This window comes from Streptomyces sp. KLMMK, from assembly GCF_036961605.1.
Taxonomy (GTDB): domain Bacteria; phylum Actinomycetota; class Actinomycetes; order Streptomycetales; family Streptomycetaceae; genus Streptomyces; species Streptomyces telluris.
The window spans coordinates 1-15,367 of record NZ_JBAMDC010000140.1; the positions used below are offsets into that span (position 1 = coordinate 1).

At 71.2% G+C, this 15,367-nt stretch carries 15 protein-coding genes; 11 read left to right on the forward strand and 4 right to left on the reverse strand.

Annotation, left to right across the window (positions count from 1 at the left end):
• On the reverse strand, window positions 1-1,008 hold a 1,008-nt coding region (locus V7793_RS20275), incomplete at its 3' end, for an MFS transporter (protein WP_336008502.1).
• Between the two features lie 224 nt (window positions 1,009-1,232).
• A complete protein-coding gene (locus V7793_RS20280) occupies window positions 1,233-1,676 on the reverse strand; it encodes an SRPBCC family protein (RefSeq protein ID WP_336008504.1) in 444 nt (147 codons plus the stop codon).
• A 173-nt stretch (window positions 1,677-1,849) separates the two neighbouring features.
• Between V7793_RS20280 and V7793_RS20285 the strand changes: the two genes are divergently transcribed.
• Both V7793_RS20285 and V7793_RS20290 read left to right on the forward strand, forming a co-directional pair.
• Window positions 1,850-2,887 (forward strand): Rv2578c family radical SAM protein, encoded by a 1,038-nt coding sequence (locus V7793_RS20285; protein WP_336008505.1) that lies wholly within the window; start codon window positions 1,850-1,852, stop codon window positions 2,885-2,887.
• A 19-nt stretch (window positions 2,888-2,906) separates the two neighbouring features.
• Window positions 2,907-3,059 (forward strand): hypothetical protein, encoded by a 153-nt coding sequence (locus V7793_RS20290; protein ID WP_443057950.1) that lies wholly within the window; start codon window positions 2,907-2,909, stop codon window positions 3,057-3,059.
• Here V7793_RS20290 and V7793_RS20295 read toward each other — a convergent pair.
• Window positions 3,052-3,681: a HEAT repeat domain-containing protein gene (locus V7793_RS20295; RefSeq protein ID WP_336008507.1), complete on the reverse strand. Its 630-nt coding sequence runs from the start codon at window positions 3,679-3,681 to the stop codon at window positions 3,052-3,054. The two genes, V7793_RS20290 and V7793_RS20295, sit on opposite strands and share 8 nt — an antisense overlap.
• 369 nt (window positions 3,682-4,050) lie before the next feature.
• On the opposite strand from V7793_RS20295, the gene V7793_RS20300 reads away from it, so the two are divergent.
• The 9 genes from V7793_RS20300 to pssA all read left to right on the forward strand — a co-directional run bounded on the left by V7793_RS20300 (window position 4,051) and on the right by pssA (window position 14,908).
• Window positions 4,051-5,871, forward strand: a complete 1,821-nt coding sequence (locus V7793_RS20300) for a 3-hydroxyacyl-CoA dehydrogenase family protein (RefSeq protein WP_336008509.1) — start codon at window positions 4,051-4,053, stop codon at window positions 5,869-5,871.
• Window positions 5,872-5,971: 100 nt separating this feature from the next.
• Entirely contained in the window at window positions 5,972-6,811 is an 840-nt protein-coding gene (locus tag V7793_RS20305; RefSeq protein WP_058042495.1) for a TetR family transcriptional regulator, read from the forward strand.
• Window positions 6,812-7,193: 382 nt separating this feature from the next.
• Entirely contained in the window at window positions 7,194-8,531 is a 1,338-nt protein-coding gene (gene ccrA / locus V7793_RS20310) for a crotonyl-CoA carboxylase/reductase (RefSeq protein ID WP_336008512.1), read from the forward strand.
• Window positions 8,532-8,541: 10 nt separating this feature from the next.
• A complete protein-coding gene (locus V7793_RS20315; protein WP_336008514.1) occupies window positions 8,542-10,554 on the forward strand; it encodes a protein meaA in 2,013 nt (670 codons plus the stop codon).
• Complete coding sequence (locus V7793_RS20320; RefSeq protein WP_336008516.1) at window positions 10,551-11,522, forward strand: HpcH/HpaI aldolase/citrate lyase family protein; 972 nt, start codon at window positions 10,551-10,553, stop codon at window positions 11,520-11,522. The genes V7793_RS20315 and V7793_RS20320 overlap by 4 nt, the downstream gene beginning before the upstream one ends.
• Before the next feature lie 5 nt (window positions 11,523-11,527).
• Complete coding sequence (locus V7793_RS20325) at window positions 11,528-12,040, forward strand: MaoC family dehydratase (RefSeq protein ID WP_336008517.1); 513 nt, start codon at window positions 11,528-11,530, stop codon at window positions 12,038-12,040.
• Between the two features lies 1 nt (window position 12,041).
• On the forward strand, window positions 12,042-13,247 hold the full coding sequence (locus tag V7793_RS20330; RefSeq protein WP_336008519.1) for an acyl-CoA dehydrogenase family protein: 1,206 nt from the start codon (window positions 12,042-12,044) through the stop codon (window positions 13,245-13,247).
• 169 nt (window positions 13,248-13,416) lie between these two features.
• Window positions 13,417-14,073, forward strand: a complete 657-nt coding sequence (locus tag V7793_RS20335; RefSeq protein WP_336008521.1) for a phosphatidylserine decarboxylase — start codon at window positions 13,417-13,419, stop codon at window positions 14,071-14,073.
• On the forward strand, window positions 14,060-14,908 hold the full coding sequence (gene pssA, locus V7793_RS20340) for a CDP-diacylglycerol--serine O-phosphatidyltransferase (RefSeq protein ID WP_168091146.1): 849 nt from the start codon (window positions 14,060-14,062) through the stop codon (window positions 14,906-14,908). The genes V7793_RS20335 and pssA overlap by 14 nt, the downstream gene beginning before the upstream one ends.
• A gap of 109 nt (window positions 14,909-15,017) precedes the next feature.
• Here the strand turns inward: pssA and V7793_RS20345 are convergent.
• Window positions 15,018-15,367: glycerate kinase (locus V7793_RS20345; protein ID WP_336008524.1), on the reverse strand; the 350-nt coding region annotated here is incomplete at its 5' end.

The following is a 15,367-nucleotide window of genomic DNA, read 5'->3' on the forward strand; positions in this document are numbered from 1 at the left end:
CAGGAGCAGCAGCCCCGCCCGGACGGCGCCTGCGCCGTCGGCCGTCTGCAGGAAGGTGGGCAGACAGCCGACGGCGCCGAGGAGGGCCGCGCCGGTGCCCGCGCCGAGGGCGGCGCAGACGAGGAAGGTGCGGTCATGGAGGAGGCGGGGCGGGACGAGGGGGTCGGCCGCGAGGTGCTCGACGACGATGAAGAGCAGGGCGGTGCCGAGGGTGGCGGCGGCGAGGCCGAGGACGACGCGCGCGTGCCAGGCGGGGGCGGTCCCGGCCCGGTCGGCCAGCAGGACCGCGCAGACCGAGAAGGCGACGAGGAGCAGGGCGCCGAGGGTGTCGAAGCGCGCCCGGCGCGCGGGCCGGGGGAGCCGCAGCCCGGAGGTGACTGCGAGGAGGGCGAGCAGGCCGAGGGGGATGTTGAGGTGGAAGCACCAGCGCCAGGAGGCGTGGTCGGTGAGGAGGCCGCCGAGCGGCGGCCCGGCGAGGGAGGCGAGTGCGAGGACGGCGGCGGCCGCGCCGAGGCGGCGGTGGCGCTCGCGGGCGGGGGTCAGGTCGGTGATGATCGCGTGGACGCCGGCCAGCACGCCGCCGCCGCCGATGCCCTGGAGGGCGCGGAAGGCGAGGAGCTGGTCCATGGTCTGCGCCCGGGCCGCGAGGGCGGAGCCGGCGACGAGCAGGGCGAGGGCGAAGGCGAAGACGCCCTTGCGGCCGGCGATTTCGCCGAGCCGGCCGTGCACGGGAACGGCGACGGCGGAGCCGAGCAGGTAGGCCGTGATGATCCAGGTCGCCCGGCCGGCGCCGTGCAGCTCTGCGGTGATGGCCGGGAGGGCGGTGGCGACGACGGTCTGGTCGAGCGCGGCGAGGAACAGCGCGAGCAGCAGGCCGGCGCGGACCAGGCCCAACCGCCCGCGGGCGGTGGGGGGTTCGGGGGGCGCCGGAGGTGCGGGGGCGGCCTCGGGTGCGAGCAGCAGGACGGGCACCGGCCCGTCGCTCTGTACCAAAGTGGTCCCACCCACGTGCCGCTCCCCTCGTAGCACCTGCTATCGCCGCCCTTTTCTCGCATTTCGCGACAACGGCGGGCAACCGAGGGGATTGACCCGAGAGGCCATCGGTGGGGCTTTTGCGCCGGTCGGAGGCATACGGCGGCCCCGCGCGGCGCCGGGGGAAACCACCCGAAACGGTGAAGCCCGGACCGCGACCGGTCCGGGCTTCCACCGACTGGCTCTGGGCCCTGCGCCGCCTACTTCTCGGTCTCCGCGGCCAGCTTGTCGAGAACAGCGTCGTAGATACGGCCAAGGCCCTTGGGGGCGAAGGTGCGCTCGAAGAAGCCGCCGACGCCGCCGGCGCCGTTCCACACGGTGCTGACGACGACCCGGGCCCTGCCCTCGCCGGCCGGGGTGACGGTCCAGGTGGTGACCATGGAGGAGTTGCGGTCCTTCTCGACCAGCTGCCCGGTGGTGGGCTCGGCGACCTCCAGCAGGCAGTCGCGGACGCGCTTGCTGGTGGCCTGGAGCTTCCAGTGCACGAGGGTGCCCTCGCCGTCCCCGCCCTCGCGCACCTCGTACTCGCTGAAGTGCTCGGGCAGCAGCTTGGCCCGGGTGCCGGTGTAGTCCGCCAGGGCGTCGAACACCTCCTCCGGGTCCGCCGCGATGATCCGCTCCGTCGTGGCCTCGACCTGACCCATGCTGCCCTCCGGGACATATGAAAAAGCTGCGCTTTGCCGTACCTGCTTCGCGGCACAGCCAACCACCAACGCCACACCCGCCCAAATCCGGGCCCCCTCGCCGCGCGCGAACATGTGTTCTAATCTCGACGGGAGGGATCGAACACTCGAACGAATGAGGGGAAGGAGGTGCCATGCGCTGGTCCAACCTCGGCGACGACGGCGCCGACGCCGGCCCGGGCGCGCTCTTCGGCACGGACGTGGTGACGCGCACCCTCGACACCCCCGAGTTCCGCGGGATCACCTTCCACGAGGTCCGGGCGAGGACGATCGTCAACCGGGTACCGGGCGCCTCCCGGATGCCCTTCGAGTGGACGGTGAACCCCTACCGCGGCTGCACGCACGCGTGCGTGTACTGCTTCGCCCGCAAGACGCACGGCTACCTCGACCTGGACACCGGCCTCGGCTTCGACACCCAGATCGTCGTCAAGGTCAACGCCCCCGAGGCGCTCCGCCGCGAGCTGGCCGCCCCGCGCTGGCGCGGCGAGCACATCGCCATGGGCACCAACGTCGACTGCTACCAGCGCGCCGAGGGCCGCTACCGCCTGATGCCCGGCATCATCGACGCCCTGCGCGAGCGCGCGAACCCGTTCTCGGTCCTCACCAAGGGGACGCTGATCCTGCGCGACCTGGAGCTGCTGCGGGAGGCCGCCGCCGTCACCGACGTCGGGGTGTCGATGTCCGTCGGCTTCCTCGACGACGAGCTGTGGCGCACGGTCGAGCCCGGCACCCCTTCGCCCGCACGCCGGCTCGACGCCGTCCGGACGCTCACCGGGCACGGCATCCCCTGCGGGGTGCTGATGGCGCCGGTCATCCCCTTCCTCGGCGACTCCCCCGAGCAGCTGCGGGCGACGGTGCGCGCCGTCGCCGCCTCCGGCGCCACCTCGGTCACCCCGCTCGTCCTGCACCTGCGGCCGGGCGCCCGCGAGTGGTTCACGGCCTGGCTGGCCCGCCACCACCCGCACCTGGTGCGGCGCTACGAGACGATGTACGCGGACGGCGCCTACGCCCCGAAGTGGTACCAGCGGCGCATCACCCGGCAAGTCCACGAATACGCGGCCGAGTTCGGCATAGGCCCCACGGGCCCCGGAAGCCACCGCCGCATCCCCGACCCGCCACCGGCCCCGGCGGCACCGGCCCCTCCGCAGGCGACCCAGCTGACCCTCCTGTGAGGCCCGCTACCGTACGGCCATGGTGCGCATACGGACGATGACCGAGGCCGACGCCGTGGCCGGGATCCGCGTGGGCGGATGGCGGACCGCCTACGCGGGGCTCGTACCGCAGAGCCGCCTCGACACCCCCGTACCGGAGGTGCGCCACGCGATGGCCCTCCCCGTCATGTGAGCCGCTCCAGCGCCTCGTGCGCCGCCGCCCGGAGGCGGTCGTGCGCGCGGGCCGCGACCAGGGCGTCCTCCGCGCGCCGGTCCCCCAGGGCGCCCAGGCCCTCCACACAGGCGCGGGCTATCGGCCAGCAGTGGTCGCGGGCCGCCAGCAGCCGTTCGAGCGTGGCCAGCAGGGCGGGGACGGACTCGGGGGCGCGCAGCTCGGTCAGCAGGCGGACGGGGTGCAGGGCGTAGGCGGTGCGCAGCGGGTTGGTGGCGAGGGCCGCGGCCGCACGGGCGGTGCGGGGATCGCCGAGGCGGGCGAGGACGAAGGCGGCGGTGGCGCAGCGCACCGGTTCGCGGTAGTTGAGGAGCAGGATCAGGGTCTCGAAGGCCCGCCGGTCGCCCTCCGCCCCCAGGACGAAGGCGGCGATCTCGCGGGCCCACAGCGGTTGTTCGGGGGCGACCAGCATCCCGGCGAGCTCGTCGCGCCGCGCGCGCCGGGCGGGGGGTCCGCCCTCGCGCGAGCGGACGAGCGCGAGGAGCCGCTCGAACTCCGAGAACTCGGCCGACGTGCCCAGTTCGGCCCGCACCCGTTTCACCAGCGCACGGAATTCCTCTTCTGCCCTCTCGGCTCCTGTCACTGCCCGCTTCTCCTCCCCGAGTGGCCTGCGCCACATCGTAAGTCGCCGGCCCCGCCCCTGGCGCTCTTGGTTACCCGTGAGTTAATCTCCCGGCAAGAGCGGCACCCCCGCTCGGGCGGCCTGGTGACGCAGCCGCCCGCTGCTTTCGACGTCGGTTCGTCGGTTCGGCCCGTCGAGTACGGCACGGCCCCGGGACAGGGCCTGCCGGTCGCACAACTCCCTTTCCGTGGTCGCCCCTCACCCGTACGTACCCGGAAATCCCGCACCCGGAAAATCCCGCAGCCGCCGCGGCCCGCCGGGGCCGCCCGCCTGCACCGGCAACCGACCGATGCATCCCCGCGCCCGGGGAACACCTTCTGGAGTCTCGCGATGGACCGTACGTCCACCCCTGAGCCGTCCCTCTCCTCCCCCTCCCCCCTGCGGACCGTCGCCGTCGTCGGCCTCGGCACCATGGGCACCGGCATCGCCGAAGTCCTCGTCCGGGCCGGCCGCGAGGTCACCGGCATCGACGTCTCCGAGGCCGCGGCGGCGCACGCCGTCCGCGCGCTGGAGAACGCCACCGCCCGCGCGGTGCGCCGCGAGCGCATCACCGAGGACGAGCGGCGGGCCGCGCTCGCCCGCTTCCGCACGGCCACGGACCTGCGGGCCGCGGCCGGCGCCGACCTGGTGATCGAGGTCGTGCCCGAGGACTACGCCGTCAAGCACGAGGTGTTCACCGCCCTGGACGCGATCGTGCGCCCGGAGGCGATCCTGGCGACGGGCACCAACGCCCTGTCCGTGACCCGGCTGGCCGCCGACTCGGCCCGCCCCGAGCGCGTCCTCGGGATGCACTTCTTCAACCCGGCGCCGGCGATGAAGCTGGTGGAGGTCGTCTCGTCGGTGCTCACGGCGCCCGCCGCCGTCGCGGCCGTCACCGCGCTGGCGCGGGAGCTGGGCAAGGAACCCGTCGCGGTCGGCGACCGGCCCGGCTTCGTCGCCGACGGGCTGCTGTTCGGCTACCTCAACCAGGCCGCCGCGATGTACGAGGCGCGCTACGCCAGCCGCGAGGACATCGACGCCGCGATGCGGCTGGGCTGCGGGCTGCCGATGGGCCCGCTCGCCCTGCTGGACCTGATCGGCATCGACACCGCGCGCACGGTCCTGGAGGCCATGTACGCGGCGTCCCACGACCGGCTGCACGCTCCCGCGCCGGTCCTCGGCCAGCTCGCGGAGGCGGGGCTGACCGGCCGCAAGACGGGCCGCGGCTTCTACACCTACGACGGGCCGGACTCGGCCGTGGTGGTGCCCGACGCGCAGACGCCGGGCACCGGCGGCGGGTCCGCGGCGCAGCCGCGGGAGGTGCGCGCGGTCGGCGTGGCCGGGTCGGGCACGATGGCGAGCGGCATCGCCGAGGTCTTCGCCAAGGCCGGCTACCGCGTCGTGCTCGCGGCGCGTTCGCAGGAGAAGGCCGAGGCCGCCCGGGCCCGGGTGGCGAAGTCGCTCGCGCGCTCGGTGGAGAAGGGCCGCATCACGGCGGCGGAGCGGGAGGCCGCGCTGGCGGCCGTCGAGCCCGCGGGGTCGCTGGACGCCTTCGCCGGCGTCGACCTGGCGATCGAGGCGGTCGCGGAGGACCTGGCGGTCAAGCAGCAGCTGTTCGCCACGCTGGACAAGGTCTGCAAGCCGGGCGCGGTGCTGGCCACGACGACCTCCTCGCTGCCGGTCGTCGCCTGCGCCCGCGCCACCTCGCGCCCGCAGGACGTCGTCGGCATGCACTTCTTCAACCCGGCGCCGGCGATGAAGCTGGTGGAGGTGGTCCGCACGGTCCTGACCGCGGACGACGTGCACGCCACGGTCCGTGCGGTCTGCGCGAAGGTGCGCAAGCACGCCGTGGACTGCGGCGACCGGGCCGGGTTCATCGTCAACGCCCTGCTGTTCCCGTACCTGAACAACGCGGTGAAGATGGTGCAGGAGCACTACGCGAGCCCGGACGACATCGACGCGGCGATGAAGCTCGGCGGCGGCTATCCGATGGGGCCCTTCGAGCTGCTCGACGTCGTGGGGCTGGACGTGTCCCTGGCCATCGAGAAGGTCCTGCACCGCGAGTTCCGCGACCCCGGGCTCGCTCCCGCGCCCCTGCTGGAGCACCTGGTGGCGGCGGGCTGCCTGGGGCGCAAGACGGGCCGCGGCTTCCGCGAGTATGCGAAGGCCTGACCGGACCGCGCGCGAGCGCGACGTGGGCTGGGGCGGACTGCTCGAACCCGGGGACGGTCCGCCCCGGCACACCCGTGCGGACGCGTGTTACGTTCCCCACATGCCCCAGCCCGCCAAGGCCGTCCGCACCCCGCGCACGGCCGGAGAAGTACCCCGCGAGACCAGAGACCCGCACCCCGACACCGAGAGCGCCGGCAGCCGCCGCGCCGCCGCCCAGCGGCTCACCATGCGCCGCAAACTCGCCGCGGCCGCGATGGAGTTGTTCGCGACGAAGGGCTACGAGGCGACGACCGTCGACGAGATCGCGGCCGCGGCCGGCGTCGCCCGCCGGACGTTCTTCCGCCACTTCCGCTCCAAGGAAGAGGCCATCTTCCCCGACCACGACGACACCCTGGTGCGGGCCGCGGGGGTGCTGGACGCGGCCCCGCCGCACGAGAACCCCCTCGACACCGTCTGCCGGGGCATCAAGGAGGTCATGCGGATGTACGCGGCCTCCCCCGCCGTCTCCGTGGAGCGCTACCGCCTGACCCGTGAGGTGCCGGCCCTGCGCGAGCGCGAGATCGCCTCCGTGGCCCGCTACGAGCGGCTCTTCACCCGCTACCTCCTCGGCCACTTCGACGAGAGCGCCCACCACGTCGGCGACGACGACCCGCTGCTCGCCGAGGTCGCCGCCTCGGCCGTCGTCACCGCGCACAACCACGTGCTGCGGCGCTGGCTGCGCGGCGGCGGCCAGGGCGACGTGGAGACCCAGCTCGACCACGCGTTCGCCATCGTGCGGGAGACCTTCGGCACGGGCATCGGGGCCGGGCGCGCCCGGGCGGAGGACGGCCCGGCCGCCTCGGCGCGGACCGAGGGCGAGGTGCTGGTGACCGTGGCCCGGACGGACGCGCCGCTGGGCGAGGTCATGCGAGCCATCGAGAAGGCACTCAAGACGAAGTAGACAAAAACTCTCTTTTACTGACGAAGGCCGCCCCCTCGGGGCGGCCTTCGTTGCTCATACGTGCCATCGGGATGACATCTGAGAGAAATTGTTGGCACCGAGTGTCTTGTCGTGTGGCACGCCGTGCCATACGTTGTGCGTGTCCGGGCGGCCGGCGCGCAGACAACAACCGTCGTGCGCCGGCTGTCCCCACAAGAACGCTGTGCGCCCGGACGCCTGCGTCACAGGCATTTCCCAGCGCGCCCACCGGCGCCGCGTCACCCGCACCAGGCATCGCCCCGCACCACCGCCGAACCGACGGCACCGCCTCTGCTCCACCCTCTGCACCACCCCCGACGTTCCCTCAAGCCGTTTCCCGACGTGCTTCGCCGGAGGCAATACCGTGAACCAGATACTCGACGCGATCCTCGCGCCGGACACCACGCCCGAGGACTTCGCAGCCCTGACCGTCCCCGAGTCCTACCGCGCGGTCACCGTGCACAAGGACGAGGCCGGCATGTTCGAGGGCCTGACCACCCGCGAGAAGGACCCGCGCAAGTCGCTGCACGTCGAGGAGGTGCCGGTGCCCGAACTCGGGCCCGGCGAGGCGCTCGTGGCCGTCATGGCCAGCTCGGTGAACTACAACTCCGTCTGGACCTCGATCTTCGAGCCGCTGTCCACCTTCGCCTTCCTGGAGCGCTACGGCAAGCTCTCCCCGCTCGCCCGGCGGCACGACCTGCCGTACCACGTCATCGGCTCCGACCTCGCGGGCGTCGTGCTGCGCACCGGCCCCGGCGTGAACGCCTGGAAGCCCGGCGACGAGGTCGTCGCCCACTGCCTGTCCGTGGAGCTGGAGTCCGCCGACGGCCACGACGACACGATGCTCGACCCCGAGCAGCGCATCTGGGGCTTCGAGACCAACTTCGGCGGCCTGGCGGAGATCGCGCTGGTGAAGTCCAACCAGCTGATGCCCAAGCCGCGCCACCTGAGCTGGGAGGAGGCCGCGGCCCCGGGCCTGGTCAACTCCACCGCCTACCGCCAGCTCGTCTCCCGCAACGGCGCCGGCATGAAGCAGGGCGACAACGTCCTGATCTGGGGCGCGAGCGGCGGACTCGGCTCGTACGCCACCCAGTTCGCGCTCGCCGGCGGCGCCAACCCCATCTGCGTGGTCTCCAGCGACAAGAAGGCGGAGATCTGCCGCCGGATGGGCGCCGAGGCGATCATCGACCGCTCCGCCGAGGGCTACAGGTTCTGGAAGAACGAGCACGAGCAGGACCCCCGCGAGTGGAAGCGCTTCGGCAAGCGCATCCGCGAGCTGACCGGCGGCGAGGACGTCGACATCGTCTTCGAGCACCCGGGCCGCGAGACCTTCGGCGCCTCGGTCTACGTCACCCGCAAGGGCGGCACGATCGTCACCTGCGCCTCGACCTCCGGCTACAACCACGAGTACGACAACCGCTACCTGTGGATGTCGCTGAAGCGGATCGTCGGCTCGCACTTCGCCAACTACCGCGAGGCGTGGGAGGCCAACCGCCTGATCGCCAAGGGGAAGATCCACCCCACGCTGTCGAAGACGTACCGCCTGGAGGACACCGGGCAGGCCGCGTACGACGTGCACCGCAACCTCCACCAGGGCAAGGTCGGCGTGCTCGCGCTGGCCCCCGAGGAGGGGATGGGGGTCCGTGACGAGGAGATGCGGGCACGCCACATCGACGCCATCAACCGCTTCCGGAACGTGTGAGAGCACAGGGATGACTGAGCGTCAAAAGGACCGGCCCTGGCTCATGCGGACCTACGCCGGGCACTCCACCGCCGAGGCGTCCAACGAGCTCTACCGGCGCAACCTCGCCAAGGGCCAGACCGGTCTCTCGGTCGCCTTCGACCTGCCGACGCAGACCGGCTACGACTCCGACCACATCCTCGCCCGCGGCGAGGTCGGCCGGGTCGGCGTGCCGGTCGCGCACCTCGGCGACATGCGGCGGCTGTTCCGGGAGATCCCGCTGGAGCAGATGAACACCTCCATGACCATCAACGCCACCGCCATGTGGCTGCTGGCCATGTACCAGGTGGTCGCGGAGGAGCAGGGCGCCGACATCACCCGGCTGCAGGGGACGACGCAGAACGACATCGTCAAGGAGTACCTCTCGCGCGGGACGCACGTCTTCCCGCCGGGCCCGTCGCTGCGGCTGACCACCGACATGATCACGTACACGGTCAACAACATCCCGAAGTGGAACCCGATCAACATCTGCAGCTACCACCTGCAGGAGGCGGGGGCCACTCCGGTCCAGGAGATCTCGTACGCGATGTCCACCGCGATCGCCGTGCTCGACGCGGTGTTCGCCTCCGGCCAGGTCCCCGAGGACCGCAAGGGCGACGTCGTCGCCCGCATCTCCTTCTTCGTCAACGCGGGCGTCCGGTTCGTCGAGGAGATGTGCAAGATGCGGGCGTTCGGCCGCATCTGGGACCGGATCACCCGTGAGCGCTACGGCATCGAGAACCCCAAGCAGCGCCGCTTCCGCTACGGCGTCCAGGTCAACTCCCTCGGCCTGACCGAGGCCCAGCCGGAGAACAACGTCCAGCGCATCGTCCTGGAGATGCTGGCCGTGACCCTCTCCAAGGACGCCCGCGCCCGCGCCGTGCAGCTGCCCGCCTGGAACGAGGCGCTGGGCCTGCCGCGCCCCTGGGACCAGCAGTGGAGCCTGCGGATCCAGCAGGTCCTCGCACACGAGAGCGACCTGCTGGAGTACGACGACATCTTCGCCGGCTCGCACGTGATCGAGGCCAAGGTGTCCGGCCTGGTCGCCGAGTGCCTGGAGGAGATCGAGCGGATCCAGGGCATGGGCGGCGCGATGGCGGCCGTCGAGTCCGGCTACCTGAAGTCGCAGCTGGTCTCCTCGCACGCCGAGCGCCGGGCCCGGATCGAGGCCGGCGACGAGAAGATCGTCGGCGTCAACTGCTACGAGTCGACCGAGCCCAACCCGCTCACCGCGGACCTCGACACCGCGATCATGACGGTGGACCCGGCCAACGAGGCCCGCGTCGTCGCCTCCCTGCACGCATGGCGCGACGACCGCGACGAGGCCCGCGCCCAGGAGTCGCTGTCCGCGCTGAAGAAGGCGGCCGCCGGCTCGGACAACCTCATGGCGGCCACCCTGGAGTGCGTCCGCGCGGGCGTGACGACCGGCGAGTGGTCCTGGGCCCTGCGCGACGTCTTCGGGGAGTTCCGCGCGCCCACGGGCGTGAGCAGCGCCCCCGTGGCGGTCACCGCGGAGGCCGGCACCCCGCTGGCCGCCGTCCGCGCCAAAGTGACCCGTACCGCCGACGACCTGGGCAGCGGCAAGCTGCGGCTGCTCGTCGGCAAACCCGGCCTGGACGGCCACTCCAACGGCGCCGAGCAGATCGCCGTCCGCGCGCGCGACGCCGGCTTCGAAGTGGTCTACCAGGGCATCCGGCTGACCCCGGAGCAGATCGTCTCGGCGGCCGTCGCCGAGGACGTGCACTGCGTCGGCCTGTCGATCCTCTCCGGATCGCACGCCGAGCTCGTGCCCGACGTACTGGCGCGGCTGCGCGCCACGGGGGCCGACGACGTCCCCGTCATCGTCGGTGGCATCATCCCGTCCGCGGACGCCACCGCCCTGCGCGCGGCCGGCGTCGCCGCGGTCTTCACCCCCAAGGACTTCGGCATCACGGAGATCATCGGCCGTATCGTCGACGAGATCCGGAAAGCGAACCACCTCGACCCGTTGGAGGTCCCCGCATGAATACGCCCGCCCCGGTGAACCGGCTGCGCCCGCGCCGCTCGTGCCTCGCGGTCCCCGGCAGCAACCCGCGCTTCCTGGAGAAGGCCCAGGGCCTCCCTGCCGACCAGGTCTTCCTCGACCTGGAGGACGCCTGCGCCCCGCTGGCCAAGGAGGGCGCCCGCCACTCCATCGTCGACGCGCTCAACAACGGCGACTGGACGGGCAAGACCCGGGTGGTCCGCGTCAACGACTGGACGACGCACTGGACGTACCGGGACGTCGTCACGGTCGTCGAGGGCGCGGGCCCGAACCTCGACTGCATCATGCTGCCGAAGGTCCAGGACGCCCAGCAGGTCGTCGCCCTGGACCTGCTGCTGACCCAGATCGAGAAGACCATGGGCTTCGAGGCCGGCCGCATCGGCATCGAGGCGCAGATCGAGAACGCCAAGGGCCTGGTGAACGTGGACGCGATCGCCGCCGCGTCGCCGCGCATGGAGACGATCGTCTTCGGCCCGGCCGACTTCATGGCCTCGATCAATATGAAGTCCCTGGTCGTCGGCGAGCAGCCGCCCGGCTACCCGGCGGACGCCTACCACTACATCCTGATGCGGATCCTGATGGCGGCCCGCGCCCACGACCTGCAGGCCATCGACGGCCCCTACCTCCAGATCAAAAACGTGGACGGCTACAAGGACGTCGCCCGCCGGGCCGCGGCCCTCGGCTTCGACGGCAAGTGGGTGCTGCACCCCGGCCAGGTGGAGGCGGCCAACGAGGTCTTCTCCCCCACGCAGGAGGACTACGACCACGCCGAGCTGATCCTGGACGCCTACGACTGGTGCACCTCCGAGGCCGGCGGCAAGAAGGGCTCGGCGATGCTCGGCGACGAGATGATCGACGAGGCCAGCCGCAAGATGGCGCTGGTGATCGCGGGCAAGGGCCGTGCGGCGGGCATGACGCGCACGTCGAAGTTCGAGATCCCGGAGGCCTGAGCACGATGCAGTTCGGCCGGACTTACGAAGAGTTCACTGTCGGTGACGTCTACAAACACTGGCCCGGAAAGACCGTCACCGAGTACGACGACCATTTGTTCTGTCTGCTGACCATGAACCACCACCCGCTGCACATGGACGGCAACTACGCGGAGAAGACGACCGATTTCGGCAAGAATGTCGTGGTCGGCAACTACATCTACTCCCTGCTGCTGGGCATGTCCGTCCCGGACGTCTCGGGCAAGGCCATCGCCAACCTGGAGGTGGAGTCGCTGAAGCACATCGCACCCACCTTCCACGGCGACACCATCTACGGCGAGACGAAGGTGCTCGGCAAGACGCCGTCGAAGTCCAAGAGCGACCGCGGGATCGTCCACGTCGAGACCATCGGCTACAAGCAGGACGGCACCGTGGTCTGCACCTTCCGGCGCAAGGTGATGGTGCCCACCGCCACGTACACCGAGGAGCGCGGCGGGGAGCAGCCCGGCCGCCCCGAGCCGATCATCCGGGAGAAGTGAGATGGGCCGCCTGGCGCAGACCGACGGGCTGACGGACGTCCAGCAGGAAATCCTGGCGACGGTCCGTGACTTCGTCGACAAGGAAATCATCCCGGTGGCCACCGAGCTGGAGCACCGTGACGAGTACCCCACCCGGATAGTCGAGGGGCTGAAGGAACTCGGGGTCTTCGGCCTGATGATCCCGGAGGAGTACGGCGGCCTCGGTGAGTCCCTTCTCACATATGCGCTGTGCGTGGAGGAGATCGCCCGGGGCTGGATGAGCGTCTCGGGGATCATCAACACCCACTTCATCGTGGCCTACATGATCAAGCAGCACGGGACCCCGGAACAGAAGGACTATTTCCTGCCAAAGATGGCGGCGGGCGACATCAGGGGTGCTTTCTCGATGTCGGAGCCCGGCCTGGGCTCGGATGTGTCGGCAATCACATCGAAGGGCGTGCTCGACGGCGACGCATACGTCCTCAACGGCCAGAAGATGTGGCTGACCAACGGCGGCACCTCCACGCTGGTGGCCGTGCTGTGCAGGACGGACGAGGGCCACCCCGAGGGAACCGCCCCCCATAAGTCGATGACCACCTTCCTGATCGAGAAGGAGCCGGGGTTCGGCGAGGTCAAGCCGGGTCTGACCATCCCCGGCAAGATCGACAAAATGGGCTACAAGGGCGTCGACACCACCGAACTGATCATGGACGGCCTGCGCGTTCCGGCCGACCGCGTGCTCGGCGGGGTCACCGGCCGGGGCTTCTACCAGATGATGGACGGCGTCGAGGTGGGCCGGGTGAATGTCGCAGCACGTGGCTGCGGCGTCGCTCAGCGCGCGTTCGAGCTGGGTGCGGCCTACGCACAGCAGCGGCACACCTTCGGAAAACCCATCGCGCAACACCAGGCCATCCAGTTCAAACTTGCCGAAATGGGGACAAAGGTCGAAGCGGCGCATGCGATGATGGTGAATGCGGCCCGGAAGAAGGACTCGGGCCGTCGCAACGATCTCGAGGCCGGAATGGCCAAGTACCTGGCCTCCGAGTACTGCAAGGAGGTGGTGGAGGACGCTTTCCGTATCCACGGCGGATACGGGTTCTCCAAGGAGTACGAGATCGAGCGCCTCTACCGAGAGGCACCCATGCTGCTCATCGGTGAAGGGACGGCAGAGATCCAGAAAATGATCATCGGCCGCCGGCTACTCGAGGAGTACCGGATCCAGGGATAAATATCCGATTAGGGGTGATTTGACCGAGAAGAAGATCACACCCAGTCATCGGAGTTCGGCCATCTACTGGCCCTGGCGCTTAGCCAGTTGCCGGTCGCAACCGATAGCATCCCCGGAAAGCCGCCGTCCCCCAATCGTTTCGCGGCACCCTCCGCTACGAAGGTCACCCATGCCCCACAGCTCTTCCTCTGCACACCGCGACAGCCTCGCCGGCGTACGCCTCGCGCGCGGAGCATCGCCGTGGCTTCTTCCGACCGTCGCCACGGCGGCGGTCAGCCTCACCCGCGCCCGGCGCTCCGGCCGCTGGGCGGCGCTGGCCGTGCCCACCACCGCGCTCGCGGCGGGCATGCTGTGGTTCTTCCGCGACCCCGATCGCGAGATCGCGGGGGGCCGGGTCATCTCCCCGGCCGACGGCGTGGTGCAGAGCATCATGCCGTGGAAGGACGGCCGGACCCGCGTCGCCATCTTCATGAGCCCGCTGAACGTCCACGTCAACCGCGCCCCCCTGGCCGGCACCGTGACGTCGGTCGAGCACATCCCCGGCGGCTTCGTTCCGGCGTTCAACAAGGAGAGCGAGAACAACGAGCGCGTCGTCTGGCACTTCGACACCGAGCTCGGCGACATCGAGATGGTGCAGATCGCCGGCGCCGTCGCCCGGCGGATCGTGCCCTACCTCACCGCGGACACCAAGGTGGAGCAGGGTGAGCGGATCGGTCTGATCCGTTTCGGCTCGCGCGTCGACATCTACCTCCCGGAGGGCGTCGAGGTCGCGGTGGAGGTCGGACAGAAGACCACGGCGGGGGTGACACGCCTTGACCGTGATTGATCAAGAGGCATCCTGGGTGCCCGAGGCCGACGAGGCCGAGGACGCGGAGGACATGCCGCTGTCCACCCGGCTCTCAATAGCGGACACGCTCACGCTGGGCAACGCGATCTGCGGGTTCATGGCGGTGTACTTCACCACCACCGGCGTCCTCATCCCCCACCTCACGGGGAACGAGGACGGCGGCATGGCCCGCCACAGCGCGGCCACCGCGGTGATACTGATGCTGCTGGCGTCGGTCTTCGACCTCTTCGACGGGCTCGTGGCACGCAAGCTGCGCAGCTCGGCGATGGGCGCGGAGCTGGACAACCTCTCCGACCTGATCAGCTTCGGGCTCGCCCCGGCGTACTTCGTGGTCGTGTGGGGCATGGTCGCCGACGACGCCCACCAGCGGGTGTCGGCCGTGGCGGCCGTGGTGGTCCTGCTGGCGGTCGTCCTGAGACTGGCGCGCTTCTCGTGCGTCCAGCTGCGGGACGGCATCTTCCAGGGCATGCCCAGCCCCTTCGGGGCGCTGACCGTCGTCTCGATCGTGCTGCTGGAGCTGCCGTTCGTCCCGACGCTGCTGGCGATCGTGGGCGTGGCGTGGCTGATGGTGAGCCGTGTCGAGTACCCGAAGCCGCGGGGGCGCCTCGCGGTGGCGATGCTCAGCTGGATCGTGCTCAGCATGGGCCTGCTGGCCGCCTGGGCGTTCGACGCGCCCGGCGGTGAGCTCCTGCTCCAGACGGGCTGTGCGCTCCAGGTCGTCCTGGGCGCGGTGATCCCCCTGTTCGCCACGGCGCGCCGGGTGAACACGTTCCGCGACAACCGCCGCGAGGCGAGGGCGACGCAGCTGCCGTAGCGACTGCGTCGCGGGGTGACCACGAGTGGGTGGTCCCGAACCTCCGGGTTCGGGACCACCCACTCGGCGTTTCACGGGCCGGCGTTTTACGGGCCGGGCCGTGCCGTGCCTACGGGAGGCAGTCCGCCGCGATGCGTTCCGCGAGCCGTTCCAGCAGTGGCCCGGCGAGGGCCATGCATCGCTGCGGGTCCGGCTCCAGGTCCGTCAGGGCGTACGCGCGGCCGATGCCCGCGCCCTGGAGCGCGGAGCTCTCCAGGGCCAGGCGGCCGCAGACCGCCACGACCGGCACACCCCGCTCGCGGGCCGCCGCGGCCACCCCCGCGGGCGCCTTGCCGTGGAGGGTCTGGGCGTCGAGGGAGCCCTCTCCCGTGATCACGAGGTCCGCGTCCTTCAGGGCGCCGGCGAAGCCGAGGACGTCGAGCATGACCTCGATGCCGAGCCGGAACCCCGCGCCGAGCC